Raw genomic sequence first — 14,009 nt, forward strand, 5'->3', positions numbered from 1 at the left:
GCCACTGGAAGCCGGCTTGCCGCCGGCTTTGAACAAATTTTAACTATGTATTTACAGGAGGATTTATTTATGGCCAAGAACAGCTCTTTCGACATTGTTTCCCAGATTGACATGCAGGAACTGGACAACGCTTTGAACCAGACCCGGAAAGAAATCGAACAGCGGTATGACTTCCGGGGCTCCAACGCCACCATCGAGCTCTCTGACGGAGACCTGAAACTGGCAGCGGAAGACGAATACAAACTGGGTGCCATCCTGGACATCCTGCGTCAGCGGATGGCCAAACGGGGCCTGTCTCTCCGCAGCCTGGACCCGGGCAAAGTGGAACCTGCCGCCAAAGGCACCGTCCGGCAGACCGTAAAGCTGAAACAGGGCATCGACAAGGAAACCGCCAAAAAGGTCATCGCTGCCATCAAAGCCGCCAAGATCAAGGTGACCACCCAGCAGCAGGACGACCAGATCCGGGTGTCCGGCCCGAAAAAAGACGATCTCCAAGCCGTGATCCAGCTGGTCAAAGGACAGGATTTCGGAATCGATATGCAGTTTATCAATATGAGATGAGAAAAGGCAGCCGCAACCCGGCTGCCTTCCTTCGTCCAGTGACTGGTGACAAGAGACCAGTGACCGGGGGTGTGAATTTTTTCACCCCCTTTTTTTATTCCTTCCCCCTCTTCCTCCTCTCCATGGGATGGATCAGCTGCCAGCGGAAGCGGACAGCGAAGAACCGGAGGGCGATCACCATGAAGGCGCCCAGCCAGGGGGCCAGGTCCTGGCTTTCGTAATGCCAGCACAGGCACATGACCAGGCTGCCGGCCAGGGAGGCGGTGGCGTACACATCGGTGTTCAGCACACTGGGCACCCGCTGGGCCATCAGATCCCGGAGCACCCCGCCTCCCACCGCTGTCAGGAGCCCCAGCATAATGGGATACACAAAGGTGTGGGGCTTGCCCTGGGACAGGCCGGTGAGGGTCCCGGTCACCGTAAAGGAAGCCAGTCCCACCGTATCCGCCGCAATATAGAAAAAAGTCACGATCTGCCGTTTCCGTCCCGCGATCCGGTAGGAGGCAAAGAGCCAGGACATGGCCAGAGCCGTAAGCACCGCCAGCAGCAGGTTTCCCGGGTTCTCCAGAGCCATGGGAGGGGTATAGCCTGCCAGCACATCCCGGATCATCCCGCCTCCCACGGCGGTAAGCACCGCCAGCACCGTGATTCCGAACACATCCATGTTCTTCACCATGCCCACAATGGCACCGGAAGCCGCAAAAGAAACAGTCCCGGCGATTTCAAACAGATTCCACAGCTGCAGCATACATCCTCCCTTTATCCCAACACTCTCAGCAGTTCTTCTCCGCTGGTCTCTCCAGCCAGTACCTTGTCCCGGCCGTCTTCCCGGAGGGAACGGAAGCCCTCTTTCCGGGCCTCCTGTTCCAGCCGTTCTTCACTCCATCCTTCCAGGATCCCCCGGCGCAGCCCGCCGTCCATCACCAGCACCTCCTGGAGAGGCAGCCGGCCGGCATAGCCCGTATGGCGGCAGTGGGGGCATCCCTGGGCCCGGTACAGGGTCCGTGGCTCTTCCAGCCCCAGATACTTCCATTCCCAGTCCCTTTCCGTTACAGTATACGCCTTTTTGCACTCCCTGCACAGTCTCCGGACCAACAGCTGTCCGGCCACGCCCTGGAGAGCAGAAGCCACCAGATAGGGCTCCACTCCCATGTCCAGGATCCGGTTCACCGCCCCTGCCGCCCGGTTGGTGTGTAGGGTACTCAGCACCCGGTGTCCGGTAAGAGCCGCCTGGATGGCCATGGCCGCCGTTTCTCCGTCCCGGATCTCCCCGATCAGGATGCAGTCCGGGTCCTGGCGGAGGATGCTCCGGAGGCACCGGGCAAAAGTCAGCCCGATTTTAGGCCGCACTGCCACCTGCCGGATCCCCGGAAGCTGATATTCCACCGGGTCCTCTACGGTAATGATGTTCTGGTGCTCCCGGTCCAGGGCCGCCAGAGCCCCATACAGGGTGGTGGATTTGCCGCTGCCTGTGGGCCCGGTGACCAGGAACAGTCCGTGGGGCTGCCGGAGACACTGGGACAGCCGCTGCCGGTTGGCATCACTGAACCCCAGCCGGGACAGATCCAGGGGCAGAGCCTCCTGGTCCAGCAGCCGGAGCACCAGGTTTTCTCCGAACAGGGTGGGCAGGGAGGACACCCTCACGTCCACCGGCCGGTCCCGCCACCGGATCTGGAACCGTCCGTCCTGGGGCAGCCGTTTTTCTCCAATGTCCAGCCCGGACAGGATTTTGAACCGGGAAAGCAGCGGATCCTGGAGGTTCCGTTCCACCTGGCAAAGGGGCTGGAGCACTCCGTCCACCCGGCAGCGGATCGTCATCCGGTCTTTTTCCGGTTCCAGATGGATGTCGCTGGCTCCCCGTTCCAGGGCCTTTTCCAGCACCTGCCGGGCCAGACGGACAGCCGGCGATGCCGTATCCTCTCTTCCTCCTTCCAGAGGATTGTTCCACCGGTTTCCACCGGAAACACTGCCATAGGGATGCCCAAACATGGCTCTTCTCCTTTCTGACTGACCGTTCACTATCTCTTTTCCTCCGTTCATGACCCGGGGGGTAGGAAAATTTCCTGAAATTTCCTATAATGGAACCTGAATCCATTTTATGAAGGAGGTTCCCATGTTTTCCTTACCGTTTTCTTTTTCTTCGCTCCCCGCTCTGCCCTCCCGGCTGGGACTGGGCCTGATGCTGGCAGCCGCCGGCACCGGTTCCGCCCTGTATCTGTTCCCTTCTCCCTCTCTGCCGGATCTTCCGCCCCTGCCTGCTCTTTCAGAAGAAGAAACGGCGGAACCGTTGAAAAAGCCGGTCCGTCCCAAGCCTCTGCCCCGGCGGGACCCCTTTCGGCCTCTGGATCATCCGGTCGGGACCCTTGCCTCCGGGAAAAAAGTTCCAGCCGTCCCGGTCCCCTCCGGAATCCCGGCGGCTCCGGCTGCTTCCCAGCCGGCCCCTTCCCTCCAGGTCTGCCGTCTCCTGGGGATCCTGGAAATGAACGGCACCCGGAAAGCTCTGGCGGCCCTGCCGGAAGGACACCGTCTCCTGGGCAAAGGAGATGAACTTCCTGGCCTGGGTTCCATCACCCAGGTCCTGCCCTCTGCCCTGGAATGCGGGGCCCGTCAGATCCGGATCGGGGAGGTATGGCCATGAAAAGACTTTCTGTCATTTGTTTCTGTATTTTCTGCTTTTTTACACCAGTCAAATGGGTTCTGGCCGCTTCTCTGGAAGATCCCATTTCCCTTTCCGTGGAAAATGCCCCCACCGGTGCCGTGCTCCAGAGCATTGCCCAGCTGTCCGGCCGGAGCCTGATCCTGGACGAGCCGGCCTCCAGCACCCTGTCCCTGGAGCTCCATGAGATGCCCCTGTCCCAGGCGCTGGAAGCCGTCACCCGCAGCCAGGGGCTCTGCTGGAACCTGGAAGGAGATACCCTGTGGGTGGCCCGGCCGGAACGGATGGACGCCCTGGACGGCCGTCTGTCGGTGCATCCGCTGGAATACATCTCCGCCCGGGAAACCGCCGAATCCCTAAAGCCCCTGTTTTCCGCTCCCCTGGCCTGGTCAAAAGGAGCCAACGCCATTTTGTTCCACGGATCCCCGGGAGAGGAAAACCGGCTGAAGGAGGCCCTGAAGGCCCTGGACCGGCCCACCCGGCAAATCACCCTGGAAGCCCGGATCCTGTCCCTGGGGGAAACCGCCTCCCGGGAACTGGGGCTCCAGTGGGACTGGAGTCCTCTGCCGGCCGGCAAAGACCAGGGAGAAGAAAACATGGCCGGCCGGATCCATCTGGGCCACGGGTACGGAGCCAATTTCCAGGCCCGGCTCAGTGCCCTTTGCCAGGAAGGAAAGGCCAAGGTGCTGGCCACCCCCCGGATCATCACTCTTCCCGGCCGGGAAGCCAGTATTTTCATTGGGGACCATATCCCGGTGGTGACGGAAAAGGTCACCAACAGCACCACCACCAGCACTACGGAATATGTGGATGCGGGGATCCGGCTTTCCTACACTCCATACCTGAGCCAGGACGGACTGATCACCGCCAAAGTCCACACGGAAGTGAGCACTCCCACCCTGATCGCGGAACTGAAAAACTACCGGATCACCAGCCGTACGGCGGATACCCATGTACGGCTCCGGGAAAAGGAAACCCTGGTGATCGGCGGGCTGATCAGCGAACAGGAACAGCACCGGCTGGAGGCCATTCCCCTGCTGTCCAAACTGCCCCTTCTGGGAGAGCTTTTCAAGTTCCGGAGCCAGAGCCGGAACCGGACGGAGGTATGCATGATCCTGACCCCCTATCTCAGTGATCCCGGTGTGCTGCCTCCGGAAGGATCCCTCCCTGCCGGACCCGTTCCAGGAACTGATGGAGGATCCGGCCGGTAATGCCCCAGATGATCCGCTTCTTCCAGGGGTAGAAGAACACTTCATAGCCGCCCCGGATGTTCCAGCCGTCCTGGAAGCCATAGGCCCACTGAGATGGAAATCCCGGTTCCTGCCGGCTGGCCAGGGACAGTTTCCCCACCACCGGATGGATGGCCAACAGGTCCTTCAACGGGACGGAAAACACTTCCCCCACTTCCTGCTTGTCCAGCTGGAGAGAGACCTGGCTGGGCAGGATCCCGGCAAAGGGATAGATCATGGGACCGGAATAGCCGTAGAAATAGTCCAAAGGCCCCAGTACCTGGATTTTGTCTTCCGGGATGCCCAGTTCTTCCCGGGTCTCCCGGAGGGCAGTGGCGCAGAAGTTGGAATCCGAATCCTCCCGATGGCCTCCGGGAAAGCAGATGTCTCCCGGCTGCCAGCTCATGTTGGCGGCCCGGACCTCAAAAAGGATTTCCCACCCATGTTTGTTCCAGCGCAAAGGCAGCAGCACGGCGCTTTCCCAAAGCCGGAGGGTTTTATCCACCCGCTGCCGCTGGTCCGGCCAAAGCCCGGCCAGTTTCTGCCGCTGTTCCATTTCCTGACTCATACCCGTTTCTCCCTTCGTTTTTGTATCGAACATAACAGAATTGTACAATATTTTTAGGAAATGGTAAAGGGGCTGTTGCTTTCGCAACAGCCCCTTTCTTTTATTCCAAATGCTCCATGATCCGGTTGATCAGTTCTTTTCTTGTGGTATGACTGGTAGAACTGTAGGTCATGATCTGCTCGTCCCCCAGGCCGAAGGTCTTCTGGTACAGGGCCTTCTGGCTGGCCACGGCGCCCTTGCTCAGCTTGTCGCTTTTGGTCAGGATCACCATAATAGGCAGTCCCAGGCTCAGCAGCCACTGGTAGCAGTCGATGTCGCTTTCCATGGGTGCATGGCGGATGTCCATAAGCACACAGACCAGCTTCAGGTACTGGGAATTCTCCATGTACTTGCAGATAAAGGCGGACCACTGCTCCTTGTTCCCTTTGCTGGTCCGGGCAAATCCGTACCCCGGCAAATCTACTGCATAGTAGGTGTGCCGGTCCACTTTTTCCTCCTGCTGGCGCTTGGCCTGGAAGGAATAGAAGTTGATGGTCTGGGTCTTGCCGGGAGAGCTGCTGACCCTGGCCAGGCCCTTCCGCCGGGCCAGGGAATTCAGCAGGGAAGATTTTCCCACATTGCTCCGTCCGATGAACGCCACCTCGTCAATGGTATCCTGGGGATACTGGGTGGCCTTTACCGCCGAAGCCACATAAGAAGCACCGATGATGTCCCACTCTTTTCCTGCCATGTTATGCCTCCAGGGCCAGTTTGGTCACCTGGTCCATACTGTCCACAGGGATAAAGGTCATGTCATTCCGGACTTTTTCCGGGATTTCCTCCAGATCCTGCTGGTTCTGCCGGGGAATCAGCACCGTCTTCACACGATACCGGTGAGCTGCCAGGACCTTTTCCTTCAGGCCGCCGATGGGCAGCACATGGCCGGTGATGGTGATTTCCCCGGTCATGGCCAGGTCCGCCTTCACCTTCCGTTTGGTCAGGGCACTTTCCATGGCCGTGGCCATGGTAATCCCCGCAGAAGGACCATCTTTGGGAATGGCCCCTTCCGGCACATGGATGTGGATATCCACTTTCTCATTGAAATCCGGATCCAGCCCCAGTTCCTTGGCCCGGGAACGGATGTAGGTAAAGGCCGCCTGGGCGCTTTCCTTCATCACATCTCCCAATTGCCCGGTGAGGACCAGTTTGCCCTTGCCTTCGCAGACCACCACTTCGATCTTCAGCAGTTCGCCGCCTACACTGGTCCAGGCCAGACCGGTGCAGACCCCTACTTCGGACCGGGCCCGCATGTCGCTTTCCAGGAAAATGGCTGGTCCCAGGTAATCTTTCAGATGGGCCGGAGTCACACTGACTTTGGCCACTCCGTCTTCCACGATTTTCCGGGCTGCCTTTCGGCAGACAGTGGCAATCTTCCGTTCCAGGTTCCGGACCCCGGCTTCCCGGGTGTAGTCCCGGATGATGTGCTGGATGGAAGCAGCCCCCAGGCTCAGCTGTTTGCCGGTCAGGCCGTTGGCCTTCCGTTCCTTGGGCAGCAGGTGGAGCTGGGCGATCTTCAGCTTTTCCTCGTCGGTGTAGCTGGACAGTTCGATCACTTCCAGCCGGTCCAGGAGCGCCGGCGGGATGGTTTCCACCGTGTTGGCGGTCACGATCCAGAACACGTTGCTCATGTCATAGGGGAATTCGATGTAGTGGTCGCTGAAATGGCTGTTCTGTTCCGGATCCAGCACTTCCAACAGGGCAGAAGCCGGATCTCCCCGGAAGTCCGCCCCCATCTTGTCCACTTCATCCAGCAAGAACACCGGATTGTCGGTGCCGCAGTCGATCATCCCATTGATGAGCCGGCCGGGCATGGCCCCGATGTAGGTCCGCCGGTGGCCCCGGATTTCCGCTTCATCCCGGATGCCCCCCAGGCTGATCCGGGTGAATTTCCGGTTCACAGCCCGGGCAATGCTCTGGGCCAGACTGGTCTTCCCCACGCCGGGAGGCCCCACCAGACAGATGATGGGCCCCCGGTTGCTGTGGGTCAGGGCCCGCACTGCCAGGTAGTCCAGGATCCGTTCCTTCACCTTTTTCAGGCCGTAGTGGTCCTTGTCCAGCACCGCAGCCGCCTTCTTCAGGTCGTAGTTGTCCTGGGTCATCTTCCCCCAGGGCAGGCTCAGCACCGTGTCCAGATAGTTCCGGATCACTGCGCTTTCCGCCATCATGGGAGGCATCTTGTACAGCCGGTCCAGCTCCTTGTCCAGCTTTTCCTTCACATCGTCAGGAAGCTTCACCTGCTGCATCTTTTCCTGGTATTCCTTGACTTCGGAGCCTTTTTCGCCTCCTTCGTCCAGTTCTTTATTGATGGCCTTCAGCTGTTCCCGCAGGTAGTATTCCCGCTGGTTCTGCTCGATCTGCTTCCGGACCTGCTGGGAAATGTCCTTTTCCAGGTTGACGATTTCCAGTTCCTTGCACAGATACCCATAGAGCAGGTGTAGCCGTTCCTTCACATCCACTGCTTCCAGGAGTTTTTCCTTTTCCTCCACATCGATGGTCAGGTACCCGGCGATCATATCGGCGATTTTCCTGGGATCCGGCTGATCCTTAAAGGTGAGCAGCACTTCCGTGTTCACTTTCTTGCTGGCCAGCACCCACTGTTCGAAGGTTTCCACCAGCATCCGCTTCAGGGCTTCCACTTCGTTGGAGTGGTCATTGATGTCTTCCCGTTCCGCCACATAGGCTTCCAGGTTCATCCCTACCGCGTCCACCACGGAGATTACTTCCACCCGGGTAAGGCCTTCCACCAGGATCCGCATGGCCCCGTTGGGCAGCTTCAGCAGCTGTTTGATTTCCGCGATCACCCCGAAATTGTACAGGCTCTTGGCAGTAGGATCATTTTCTTCCGCAGACCGCTGGGTCACCAGCAGGATCCGCTTTCCCATATTCATGGCGCTTTCCACCGCCCGGATGGAACGGTCCCGTCCCACATCCAGATTGATGATCATCCCGGGGAACACCAGGATCCCCCGGAGCGGCAGCAGCGGCAGTCTCATAGTATTGGCATCCAACATCTTGTTTCACCGTCCTTGTCGAATAGAGAAAAAGGGAAAAGGGATGCCGGCACCCCTTTTCCTTTTCTCTAGGCATTCTTTCTTGTATCGTTATCTTCCTGCTTCAGCAACAGCTTGGGTTCCTTGTGCTTGGTCACCACATCCGCTGTCACGATGCATTTTTCCACATTGTCCCGGCTGGGCACCTCGTACATCACGTTCTTCATGATGCCTTCGATGATGGCCCGCAGCCCCCGGGCGCCTGCATTCCGGGCCAAAGCTTCGTGAGCGATGGCCTTCAGGGCTCCCTCGTCGAAATCCAGTTCCACATGGTCCATGGCCAGCAGATGTTCATACTGCTTGGTCAGGGCATTCTTGGGTTCCGTCAGGATCTTGATCAGGGCCTTTTCGTCCAGGTTGTCCAGGGTCACCACCACCGGCAGCCGTCCTACGAATTCGGGGATCAGGCCGTACTTCACGAAATCCTCCGGCAGTACGTGCCGGAAGGGGTTTTCGCTCTTCTTTTCCGCCTGGGTGGGGATGTCCGCCCCGAAGCCCATGCTCTTCTTCCCGGTCCGGGCGTTGATCACGTTCTCCAGGCCGGCAAAAGCGCCGCCGCAGATAAAGAGGATATTGGTGGTATCGATCTGGATCAGTTCCTGATGAGGATGCTTCCGTCCTCCCTGGGGAGGAACATTGGCCACCGTACCTTCCAGGATCTTCAGCAGAGCCTGCTGGACCCCTTCCCCGGACACATCCCGGGTAATGGAAGGATTCTCGGACTTCCGGGAAATCTTGTCGATTTCGTCGATATAGATAATGCCCCGTTCAGCCCGGGCAATATCATAGTCTGCATTCTGGATCAGCCGGAGCAGGATGTTTTCCACATCTTCCCCCACATAGCCCGCTTCTGTCAGGCTGGTGGCATCCGCAATGGCAAAGGGAACCTTGAGGATTTTGGCCAGGGTCTGGGCCAGCAGGGTCTTGCCGCTGCCCGTAGGCCCCAGCATCAGGATGTTGGACTTCTGAAGTTCCACATCCTGGTGGTGTCCCTGTTCATAGTTGATCCGTTTGTAGTGGTTGTATACCGCCACAGCCAGGGTCTTCTTGGCCTCTTCCTGACCAATTACATACTGGTCCAGGATGGCCTTGATTTCCTTGGGCTTGGGCAGATCCGTAATGGTTTCTTCCGCCGGAGCTTTCAAATCCTTCTCCAGCATCTCATTGCACAGGGCAATGCACTCATCACAGATAAACACATTGTGGCCGGCGATCAGTTTCTTTACCTGGCTCTGCTTTTTCCCGCAGAAGGAGCAGGTATAGTCCGGACCCTCCAGGCCGTTGTTCTTGTCATCGTAACCCATCTGAAACCCTCCTTACAGCCAGGGCAAGATGGACACTTACCCCTTATTTCTGGGTCTTGATCTGATGGACCACCTGGTCGATCAGACCATATTTTGCGGCTTCCTCAGCGGTCATGAAATGATCCCGTTCCGTATCCAGACGGATCTGTTCCGGGGTCTGACCGGTGTGGCTGGCCAAAATCTGGTTCATCTCTTCCCGGATCCGCAGGATTTCACGGGCATGGATCTCAATGTCCGTGGCCTGTCCCTGGGCCCCTCCCAGAGGCTGATGGATCATCACTCTGGAATGAGGCAGGGCATAGCGTTTTCCTTTGGCGCCGGCTGCCAGCAGTACGGAAGCCATGGAGGCCGCCATTCCCACACAGATGGTGGAAACATCCGGACGGATGTACTGCATGGTGTCATAGATCGCCAGCCCGGCACTGACACTGCCGCCCGGGCTGTTGATGTAGAGATGGACATCTTTGTCCGGATCTTCGGACTCCAGGAACAGCAGTTGGGCAATGATCAGGTTGGCCATGTGATCTTCGATTTCCCCGGTGACGAAGATGATCCGATCCTTCAGCAGCCGGGAATAGATGTCATAGCTCCGTTCGCCTTTACTGGTCTGTTCTACCACAATAGGCACATAGCTCATGCCGTCCACCTCCTGGGATTTTATTTTTCTTCAGCAGCTTCTGCGGCCTTGGGAGCGTTTTTGGCGCTGTCAATGACCAGACGGGCAGCTTTCCGGCGGGCAATGTTGCTCACCAGCATAGCCAGGGAACCGTTTTCTTTCACGATCTTTTCCACCTGTTTCAGGGTAGCACCGTGCATGGCACCCAGCTGTTCCATTTCGCTGCGGATTTCGTCTTCGCTGACTTTAATGCCTTCCTTCAGGGCAATGGCATCCAGGACCAGATCGGTCTTGATGTTTTCCAGAGCCACCGGTTTCTGTTCATCCCGGTAGGTCTTCACATCCTTGCCCAGGTACTGCAGGTACAGAGGCAGGCTCATTTTGTGAGCTTCCAGGTTCATGGCCAGTTCGTCCATCATCTGGTTGGCCCGCTGGGTCACCATCACATCAGGCACTTCGAATTTGGCATTTTCTACAGCCTTTTTGATCAGGTTGGCTTCGTAGTCGGACTGAGCCCGCTGAGCTTCGGCCTTTTTCAGACGATCCATGGTCTTTTCCCGGAATTCAGCCACGGTCTTGCTGTCGCTATTGGCAGCAATCAGTTCGTCGTTGACTTCGGGAACTTCCTTCACTTTCACATCCTGGACAGTGACTTTGAACACAGCCTTTTTACCGGCCAGTTCCTTGGAGAAGTAGTCTTCCGGGAAGGTTGCGTTCACATCCGTGGATTCACCCTTTTTCAGGCCAACCAGCTGATCTTCAAAGCCGGGGATGAAGCTGTTGCTGCCCACTTCCAGAGGATAGCCCTTGCCTTCGCCGCCTTCGAAAGCTTCGCCGTCAATGGTGCCGGCAAAGTCGATGATGGCCAGGTCACCTTTTTCCAGAGCCTTGCCTTCCGGAGCTTCCACCATCTTGGAGGCCCGTTTCTGCAGGTTTTCCACTTCCTTGTCCACATCAGCGTCGGTAATTTCCTTTTCGTCCTTCACTACGTCCAGATCTTTGTACTGGCCCAGTTCCGGTTCCGGACGCAGGGTGACCACCAGGGTCATTTCCATGGGCTGACCTTCTTCGAACTTGGAATCTTTGATTTCAGGATCGGAAACGGGAACCCACTGGTTTTCTTTCAGGGTTTCTCTATATTCACTGTTGGCAGCGATTTCGAAAGCTTCTTCTTTGATGGCGTCTTTGCCTACGTGCATTTCCAGCACACGACGGGGAGCTTTGCCCTTACGGAAGCCAGGGATCGTTACCTGTTTGTTGATCTTGGCAACTGCTTTTTCAAAAGCCTTGGCTACGTCTTCAACCGGCAAAGTGACTTTCAGAGTTGCTTCATTACCTTTTCTTTCTACGGAAACGCTCATTTAAAAAAATCCTCCTCACATGCTGTCAGCCATTTTTATTTGTCTCATGCTTAACAGTCTGTCGTAATTGCTTAAAAAACCGCTCATATAGCATAGCACAAAAGGTGGAAATAAGCAACCAAAAGTCAGACAGACAGGAAAAAGGCAAAAGAAAAACTCCCCCTGTGAGGAGGCAGGGAGAGTTTGGTTGTCCGGAATTATTTCCAGTAATCCAGCTCGGATTCGTCCAGACCGATATTGGATGCCTTGAATACCGGGTTTTCCACTCCGGCATCCAGCTGTTTGCCGTAATCGTCCATCACTGCAATGGCCGTGCCGTTCAGGGCCAGGATGGAAGGGATGTTGATCAGGCACATGAAGGCCATGCAGATATCAGCCACAGCCCAGGCGTTGTCCATGGACATGCCGGCGCCCACAAAGATCACCAGCACCGCCAGCAGCCGGAAGCCCTTCATGAAGCCGGCACTGGGAGTCTTTTTCCCGTTCAGGTAGGCCAGGCAGTTGTCCACATAGAACAGGTTCCCAATCAGGGTGGTAAAGGCAAAGAGCACCATGGCCACGGTGATCATAATGGGACCGAAAGCCCCGAAGTCTGTCTGGGTGGCAGCCTGTACATAGGGAGCCCCGGCCATGGCCTTGGTGGGTACCACCCCGGAGAATATGCACATGAGGGCGGTAGCCGTGCAGAGCACCGTATCGATGAACACGGACAGCATCTGCACCAGACCCTGCTGGGCCGGATGGGCCACATCAGCCGCAGCGGCGGCGTTGGGGGCGGACCCTACACCGGCTTCGTTGGAATACAGGCCCCGTTTGATGCCATACATCATGCAGGAACCGCTGATACCCCCCAGGATCTTCTGGAAGTCAAAGGCATCGGCGAACACGGCGGACAGCACGGAGGGAATCATCCCGATGTGCATCACAATGATCACCAGGGCCAGGATTACATACAGAACCCCCATAAAGGGCACCAGCACTTCCGTCACCCGCATGATCCGTTTGCCGCCGCCCATGAGACAGTAGCCCACCAGCACAGCCAGGATGGCCCCGATGACCCAGGAGGTGACCCCTTTTTCATAGAATCCGTACACGCTGAAGGTGGACTGGAGGTTGTAGGAAGCCAGGGCATTGAACCCGCCGGCATAGGTGATGATCAGGAAGAAGGCAAAGGCCCCTGCCAGCAGTTTGTTGTGGAGAGCGATTTCAATGTAGTAGGCCGGTCCGCCGTAGCTGTCCCCGTTGGCATCCCGGCGTTTGTACACCTGGGCCAGAGTGCTTTCGATGAAGGCCGTAGCACCGCCGATGATGGCAATGGCCCACATCCAGAACACGGAACCGAAGCCACCCAGGCACAGGGCGGTGGAGATACCGATGATGTTCCCGGTGCCCACCCGGGAAGCGGTGGAAACCATCAGAGCCTGGAACGAAGATACGGACCCTTCCTTGCTGGGCTTCTGCATGACCACTCGGATGCATTCCCGGAACCAGCGGAACTGAATCAGTCGGGTCCGAACCGTAAAGAACAGGCCGGCTGCCAGCAGCACGATGACCAGGATGGGATAATACAGTACGTCGTCCATGGTGGTAAGTATTTGTGACATTGACATTTGTCCTCCCTTTCAGGGCTTTTTCCTGTTCCTCTGCAGAAAAAAGCGTAATATGATACTTTACATTATACACTATGGACAAGAAATTGACACGTTTCCGTAAAAATAATGTACGAAAATGGGGTGCGAAAGAATTCACACCCCATTTTTACAACATTTTCAATTCATACACATCCGGCCGCCGGTTGTCCAGGGTAAAGGTGCTCTGGCGGACTTTGGTCACGTAATCCAGGTCGATTTCGGCGGTGATGACCCCCGGCTTGTCCGACGCCCTGGCAATTACCGTGCCCCAGGGATCCACGATCAGAGAATTCCCGTAGGCGGTGAACCGGGGCTTCTTCCCCATCTGGTTGGGAGCGATTACGTAACATTCATTCTCGATGGCCCGGGCCCGGACCAGCACTTCCCAGTGGTCCTTCCCGGTGTTCACGGTGAAATTGGCAGGGACAGCAAAAATCTTCGCCCCTTCCAGGGCCATGATCCGGAACATCTCTCCGAACCGGACATCGTAGCAGATGGCCAGGCCCAGTTTCCCCCATTCCGTATCCCCCAGGGCAAGGGTCTTCCCCGGGCACACCCGGTCGCTTTCCCGGCTGGTTACCCCGTTGGGCAACACCACGTCAAAGGGATGGAGCTTGGCATATTTGGCGGCCAGGGTTCCGTCCGGGCGCACCAGGAAGGTGGTGTTGAAGGGACGGGCCGGGTCTTCCGGATTGCTTTCATAAATGCTCCCGGCTTCCAGCCAGATCCCCAGTTCCCGGGCCAGTTCCGCCATCTTCCGGAAGGTGGGACCTCCAGGGATGGTTTCTGCTTCTCCGGCCATATCCCGGCCGATGTAGTTCATGGATTCCGGCAGCACCACCAGACTGGCTCCCCTGGCGGCCGCCTCCCGGATATAGCCTTCGGCCGCAGCCAGATTGGCATTTTTATCATCCTGGGAGTCCATCTGGACAGCAGCAGCAATGAATTTGGTCATAGCAGTCTCCTTTCAGCGGGGCAACAGACCTGCACCGCC

General features: G+C 57.4%; 13 protein-coding genes. 3 read left to right on the forward strand and 10 right to left on the reverse strand.

The genetic code is table 11. The features are described 5' to 3' along the window. Positions 1-69: 69 nt before the first annotated feature. Positions 70-561, forward strand: a complete 492-nt coding sequence (locus tag QVO43_RS08645) for a YajQ family cyclic di-GMP-binding protein (protein WP_022488124.1) — start codon at positions 70-72, stop codon at positions 559-561. A gap of 94 nt (positions 562-655) precedes the next feature. Here the strand turns inward: QVO43_RS08645 and QVO43_RS08650 are convergent, their stop codons facing one another. After that, on the reverse strand, positions 656-1,309 hold the full coding sequence (locus tag QVO43_RS08650; RefSeq protein WP_022488125.1) for a trimeric intracellular cation channel family protein: 654 nt from the start codon (positions 1,307-1,309) through the stop codon (positions 656-658). 11 nt (positions 1,310-1,320) lie between these two features. Then, positions 1,321-2,550: a GspE/PulE family protein gene (locus tag QVO43_RS08655; RefSeq protein ID WP_022488126.1), complete on the reverse strand. Its 1,230-nt coding sequence runs from the start codon at positions 2,548-2,550 to the stop codon at positions 1,321-1,323. Positions 2,551-2,674: 124 nt separating this feature from the next. Here QVO43_RS08655 and QVO43_RS08660 point away from each other — a divergent pair, with 124 nt between their 5' ends. Both QVO43_RS08660 and QVO43_RS08665 read left to right on the forward strand, forming a co-directional pair. Next, positions 2,675-3,199 carry a hypothetical protein gene (locus QVO43_RS08660; RefSeq protein ID WP_022488127.1) on the forward strand — a complete coding sequence of 175 codons (525 nt, stop codon included), beginning with the start codon at positions 2,675-2,677 and terminating at the stop codon, positions 3,197-3,199. Then, positions 3,196-4,428 carry a type II secretion system protein GspD gene (locus QVO43_RS08665; RefSeq protein WP_022488128.1) on the forward strand — a complete coding sequence of 411 codons (1,233 nt, stop codon included), beginning with the start codon at positions 3,196-3,198 and terminating at the stop codon, positions 4,426-4,428. Before QVO43_RS08660 ends, QVO43_RS08665 begins: the two co-directional genes overlap by 4 nt. Here QVO43_RS08665 and QVO43_RS08670 read toward each other — a convergent pair. The 8 genes from QVO43_RS08670 to QVO43_RS08705 form a co-directional block, all read right to left on the reverse strand. Beyond that, entirely contained in the window at positions 4,346-5,014 is a 669-nt protein-coding gene (locus QVO43_RS08670) for an NUDIX hydrolase (RefSeq protein ID WP_022488129.1), read from the reverse strand. The two genes, QVO43_RS08665 and QVO43_RS08670, sit on opposite strands and share 83 nt — an antisense overlap. A gap of 100 nt (positions 5,015-5,114) precedes the next feature. Then, positions 5,115-5,744, reverse strand: coding sequence for a ribosome biogenesis GTP-binding protein YihA/YsxC (yihA, locus tag QVO43_RS08675; RefSeq protein WP_022488130.1), 630 nt, complete (start codon positions 5,742-5,744; stop codon positions 5,115-5,117). Position 5,745: 1 nt separating this feature from the next. Beyond that, a complete protein-coding gene (lon, locus tag QVO43_RS08680) occupies positions 5,746-8,064 on the reverse strand; it encodes an endopeptidase La (protein ID WP_022488131.1) in 2,319 nt (772 codons plus the stop codon). A gap of 68 nt (positions 8,065-8,132) precedes the next feature. Continuing rightward, a complete protein-coding gene (gene clpX, locus QVO43_RS08685; protein WP_022488132.1) occupies positions 8,133-9,407 on the reverse strand; it encodes an ATP-dependent Clp protease ATP-binding subunit ClpX in 1,275 nt (424 codons plus the stop codon). A 43-nt stretch (positions 9,408-9,450) separates the two neighbouring features. After that, complete coding sequence (gene clpP / locus QVO43_RS08690; RefSeq protein ID WP_022488133.1) at positions 9,451-10,044, reverse strand: ATP-dependent Clp endopeptidase proteolytic subunit ClpP; 594 nt, start codon at positions 10,042-10,044, stop codon at positions 9,451-9,453. Positions 10,045-10,064: 20 nt separating this feature from the next. Then, positions 10,065-11,384: a trigger factor gene (gene tig / locus QVO43_RS08695; RefSeq protein WP_022488134.1), complete on the reverse strand. Its 1,320-nt coding sequence runs from the start codon at positions 11,382-11,384 to the stop codon at positions 10,065-10,067. A 197-nt stretch (positions 11,385-11,581) separates the two neighbouring features. Beyond that, positions 11,582-12,988, reverse strand: a complete 1,407-nt coding sequence (locus tag QVO43_RS08700; RefSeq protein ID WP_022488135.1) for an alanine/glycine:cation symporter family protein — start codon at positions 12,986-12,988, stop codon at positions 11,582-11,584. Between the two features lie 154 nt (positions 12,989-13,142). Further along, positions 13,143-13,970, reverse strand: a complete 828-nt coding sequence (locus tag QVO43_RS08705; protein ID WP_022488136.1) for a carbon-nitrogen hydrolase family protein — start codon at positions 13,968-13,970, stop codon at positions 13,143-13,145. Positions 13,971-14,009 lie beyond the last annotated feature (39 nt).

Source organism: Acidaminococcus sp. CAG:542, assembly GCF_000437815.1.
Classification (GTDB): Bacteria; Bacillota; Negativicutes; order Acidaminococcales; family Acidaminococcaceae; genus Acidaminococcus.

Bases quoted from the DNA above. Each gene is read 5' to 3' on its own strand.
- QVO43_RS08645 (WP_022488124.1), top strand. From the start codon at position 70: ATGGCCAAGAACAGCTCTTTCGACATTGTTTCCCAGATTGACATGCAG.
- QVO43_RS08650 (WP_022488125.1), bottom strand. From the start codon at position 1,309: ATGCTGCAGCTGTGGAATCTGTTTGAAATCGCCGGGACTGTTTCTTTT.
- QVO43_RS08655 (WP_022488126.1), bottom strand. From the start codon at position 2,550: ATGTTTGGGCATCCCTATGGCAGTGTTTCCGGTGGAAACCGGTGGAAC.
- QVO43_RS08660 (WP_022488127.1), top strand. From the start codon at position 2,675: ATGTTTTCCTTACCGTTTTCTTTTTCTTCGCTCCCCGCTCTGCCCTCC.
- QVO43_RS08665 (WP_022488128.1), top strand. From the start codon at position 3,196: ATGAAAAGACTTTCTGTCATTTGTTTCTGTATTTTCTGCTTTTTTACA.
- QVO43_RS08670 (WP_022488129.1), bottom strand. From the start codon at position 5,014: ATGAGTCAGGAAATGGAACAGCGGCAGAAACTGGCCGGGCTTTGGCCG.
- yihA (WP_022488130.1), bottom strand. From the start codon at position 5,744: ATGGCAGGAAAAGAGTGGGACATCATCGGTGCTTCTTATGTGGCTTCG.
- lon (WP_022488131.1), bottom strand. From the start codon at position 8,064: ATGTTGGATGCCAATACTATGAGACTGCCGCTGCTGCCGCTCCGGGGG.
- clpX (WP_022488132.1), bottom strand. From the start codon at position 9,407: ATGGGTTACGATGACAAGAACAACGGCCTGGAGGGTCCGGACTATACC.
- clpP (WP_022488133.1), bottom strand. From the start codon at position 10,044: ATGAGCTATGTGCCTATTGTGGTAGAACAGACCAGTAAAGGCGAACGG.
- tig (WP_022488134.1), bottom strand. From the start codon at position 11,384: ATGAGCGTTTCCGTAGAAAGAAAAGGTAATGAAGCAACTCTGAAAGTC.
- QVO43_RS08700 (WP_022488135.1), bottom strand. From the start codon at position 12,988: ATGTCACAAATACTTACCACCATGGACGACGTACTGTATTATCCCATC.
- QVO43_RS08705 (WP_022488136.1), bottom strand. From the start codon at position 13,970: ATGACCAAATTCATTGCTGCTGCTGTCCAGATGGACTCCCAGGATGAT.